The organism is Pseudomonas sp. PS02303 (assembly GCF_029959925.1).
GTDB lineage: Bacteria > Pseudomonadota > Gammaproteobacteria > Pseudomonadales > Pseudomonadaceae > Aquipseudomonas > Aquipseudomonas mandelii.
This window is the reverse complement of the sequence record NZ_JASCOM010000382.1, coordinates 1-3992: the sequence shown is the minus strand read 5'-3', so window position 1 is coordinate 3992 and position 3992 is coordinate 1. Positions and strand designations below refer to the sequence as shown.

Below are 3992 nucleotides of genomic sequence, written 5' to 3'. Positions count from 1 at the left end.
CCCGCTAGCGCGAGCCGGCTCGCTCCCACATTGGATGGGGTCGTCCCTCAGGTATTGTTATCGCCGCCGCTCCCTGTAGGAGTGAGCCTGCTCGCGATGGCGGTGGGTCAGGCAACATCTCTGTTGAATATAAATCCGCCATCGCGAGCAGGCTCGCTCCCACATTGGATGGGGTCGTCCCACAGGTATTGTTATCGCCGCTGCCCCCTGTAGGAGAGAGCCTGCTCGCGATGGCGGTGGATCAGCCAACATTTCTGTTGAATGCAAATCCGCAATCGCGAGCAGGCTCGCTCCCACATTGGATGGGGTCGTCCCACAGGTATTGTTATCGCCGCCGCTCCCTGTAGGAGTGAGCCTGCTCGCGATGGCAGTGGATCAGCCAACATTTCTATTGAATGTAAATCCGCCATCGCGAGCAAGCTCGTTCCCACAGGCCTCGCGCTGCTCGGCAGCGGCTACACGTCCAGCATCTGATCCGTATTTTCCTTCGCCATCTGCCTCTGTCATGCACCCACCCTCACGCTCACAATGACAGCACGGTCCGCAGTCGCGCAGTCACTGCACCGTAAACTCATAATGTAGGAGGCCCTATGGGCAAGATGGCAATTTTCCTCGGTGGATTTCTGGTGTTAACCATTTTGATTGGTGCCCTGGCCACCATCTCTCCCGTTTAGTCCCTTCCTCCCGGCAGCACAAAGCAAAACGCCTCCACATCGGGAGGTGTTTGCGATTTGTGTTCGGCAATCACTCCGCCCGCCAGCGCCGCGCCTGCACAATCAGCGCCGGGGCAAAGTGCAGCACGACCATCCGCACCAAATGATGCGTCAGGATGAACACCACATTCAGCCCGCCACTGAACGCGACGATGGCAATGGTTTCAATGGCCCCCGGCATGTACGCCAGCCACAACGACAGCGGATCGCTGCCCAGCACCTGCCCGACCACGCCGGCAAACGCGGCGGCGATCAGCAACATGAGGCCGACGGCGAGCAGCCCGGCGCGGCCATGGCGTACCAACTCGGCGAAGCTGATGTCCTTGAATTTCGAGCCAATCAGCACGCCGATCAGCACGGAGGCGGAGTCGACACTCCACTGCGGCAGGTGGAATGTCTGGAGGTAGCCCAGCTTGATGCAGGCGGCGGTGAGCACGATGGCGGTGAGCATGAACGGCGCTGGCACGCCGACGCTCAACAACACGCGACCGAGCAGCAGGCACAAGGCGATCAGCGACAGCAGGGTCAGCGCCGTGCTCACGTCCAGCGGGCTGCTCTGGGCCAGCGCCACGTCGACATGTCCGGGAATGCAAAAACTGACCAGCAAGGTGATCGACAACAGGCGGACCAGGTGCACGACGATCACTTTGCTGGACGCGCGTTCAGACTCGATCAAGTCGAAGACGGCGGCGAGTGCGCCGGGGTACACGGATAACAGCGAGTCCTTGAGGTTCCAGCCCGAGACTCTGAACAACCAGAAACCGGCCACGGAACTCTGGACCATCAGGCACAGCAGCATGAAGCCGAGGCTGGGCAACATGGCCGCCACGGTGTGGTTGTCCCACGAGGTAAACATCAGGCCGGTCGCAATCCCCAGCACGATTTGCACATAGCCAAGGCTGAAGGGCAGGGTGGGGGAAAATCGCAGATTGCTGGCGATCAACGCGCTCGCGAGTATCGAGCCCAGTAACAGGCCGTGGGGGATACCGGCGTATTGCAACACGGTGCCGACGCCGGTGGCGATCAGCAAACACACCAGGGTTTTCATGAGTCTTCCTTGATTCTTGAAGTGCGCCAACGCTTCCATTTGGGCCGTGTACGTTTTCCCACTTAATGGCGTAAGGCGTCAAGTACGTGCGTCTCAGTGGTGTCAGTGTGAGTTACCGGGTATGGCGAGCGGCCGTCCGTGGGCTCGCCCCTGTCGATCAGAAACGGGTCATCACAAACCCTCCCGACTTCATTGCCGGGCCTGGGGTGAATGCGGGTTGTGGTCGGTGTGTTTCGGTCCAGCCAATGCCCACGCCACCACCCCAATCAGCGGCACAAACACGATCACCACGATCCACAAGAGTTTGTTGGTCGATTTGCCTTCGGCTTTGCGCACTCGGTTGATTGCCCATAGCTCGACCAGCAACAGAACGGCTGTCAGCACGATCCAGATTGTTTCGATTTGCATGAGTCACCCTCCAGATAGTCCTTTTGTTAGGTGAGCCGTGGTGGGCAGGGTTCATTAAATTTTGGTGGAGGCTTGTGCTGGGTTGCTCGCGAGGGTGGCCTGTCAGGTAATTCAGTATTGACTGTCAGGGCCTCATCGCGAGCAGGCTCGCTCCTGCAGGGATTGCGGGGGTTCATTAGATCGAGTTGGCGAGTTTTCCGGTGGAGAGACGGCGTTTGTAGGCGCTGTCGCGGTTGGCCAGCCAGTAGTAGAGCGGCGAGGTGATGAGCAGGCCGACCAGCCAGGACAGGTCAGCGCCGTTGATGTGTTCGGAGATGGGCCCAACGTACAGCGGCGTGTTCATGAACGGAATCTGCACCGCGATCCCGATCGCATACGCCAGCAACGCTTGCGGGTTGTAGCGTCCATAGATCCCGCCATCGACCTTGAAAATCGAGTCGATGTCGTACCGACCTTTGTGAATCGCGTAGAAATCGATCAGGTTGATCGCGGTCCACGGCACCAGCACCACGAGCAGCACCAGCACCATATCGACGAAGTGCCCGATGAAGTTGGCGGAGGCGCCGACGGCGGCGAAGCAGCACGCGGCGAGGATGATGAGGGAGAGGACGGCGCGGCTTTTGGCAGTGGGGATCCAGCGGTAGGCGAAGGTTTGCACCAGGGTGATGACCGACAGCACAGCGCCGTAGAGGTTGAGGGCGTTGTGGCTGATGACGCTGAGCAGGAACAGCACGAGCATCAACGGGCCGATGGAGCCGGTGGCGAGTTTGACCGCGTCCATGGTGTCCATGCCCACGGGCGTGGCGAGGACGGCGACGGCGCCGAAGATGAACGAGAGGCTGGAGCCGAGGACGGTGCCCAGGTAAGTGGTCCAGAACGTAGCGGCCACCGGCACGCTCGCCGGCAGGTAGCGCGAGTAGTCGGAGACGTAGGGGGCGAAGGCGATTTGCCAGAGCGCGGCGAGGGAGACGGTGGCCAGCCAGCCGGAGATGTTGAAGCTGCCACGGGTGAGGAAATCGGCGGTCTGCACGTGGGTGAAGATGTAGCCGAAACCAAGCACGATGCCGGCGCCCAGCACCCAGGTGCCGATGCGGTTGAGTACGTGGATGAACCGGTAGCCGATGATGCCGATGATGCCGGAACCGAGGGCGCCGATGACGATGCCGACCGGCACCGGCACGCTGTCGACCACGCCGTGCAGGGATTTGCCGGCAAGAACGATGTTGGAAGCGAAGAAGCCGATGTACATGATGCCGGCGATCAGCACCACCAGCAGGGCGCCGAGGGAGCCGAACTGTGCGCGGCTCTGGATCATCTGCGGGATGCCCATCTGCGGGCCTTGCGCCGAGTGCAGCGCCATCAGCACGCCGCCGACCAGGTGGCCAACGAGGATGGCGACGATGCCCCACACCAGGTTGAGGTGGAACATCTGCACGCCAAGGGCGCCGGTGACGATGGGCAGCGGGGCGATGTTGCCGCCGAACCAGAGGGTGAACAGGTCACGGGTCTTGCCGTGGCGATCTTCGGGCGGCACGTAGCCGATGGTGTGTTTTTCGATGAGCGGGGCGGCGGTTGTTGCGGTGGTAACCATGACGGACTCCAAGGCAATTTGAGTACGTGGACGTACTTCGGTGAGCGCCGCACGGGGGCGACGCTTTTCTTGTTGGAGTGATGATGTGCGGTGGGGGCGGATAGATAAATTAGTAAGATTGTGGGTATAGACGTTAAAAAAAGTAGGTCGTTTGGTCACCGCAAAACCCTGTGGGAGCTAGCCCGCCAGCGATAGCGATTTGACAGTCAACATTGATTTGGCTGTCAGATCG

General features: G+C 60.6%; 3 protein-coding genes. All 3 read right to left on the bottom strand.

What is annotated here, in order from left to right:
• Positions 1-744: 744 nt before the first annotated feature.
• The 3 genes from QMX98_RS32935 to QMX98_RS32925 all read right to left on the bottom strand — a co-directional run bounded on the left by QMX98_RS32935 (position 745) and on the right by QMX98_RS32925 (position 3760).
• Positions 745-1761 carry an AbrB family transcriptional regulator gene (locus tag QMX98_RS32935; RefSeq protein ID WP_282411999.1) on the bottom strand — a complete coding sequence of 339 codons (1017 nt, stop codon included), beginning with the start codon at positions 1759-1761 and terminating at the stop codon, positions 745-747.
• 189 nt (positions 1762-1950) lie between these two features.
• The gene (locus QMX98_RS32930) at positions 1951-2169 is read right to left on the bottom strand and encodes a PLD nuclease N-terminal domain-containing protein (RefSeq protein WP_010459492.1); all 219 of its coding nucleotides are present in this window, start codon (positions 2167-2169) and stop codon (positions 1951-1953) included.
• A gap of 175 nt (positions 2170-2344) precedes the next feature.
• Entirely contained in the window at positions 2345-3760 is a 1416-nt protein-coding gene (locus QMX98_RS32925; protein WP_282411998.1) for a cytosine permease, read from the bottom strand.
• Positions 3761-3992 lie beyond the last annotated feature (232 nt).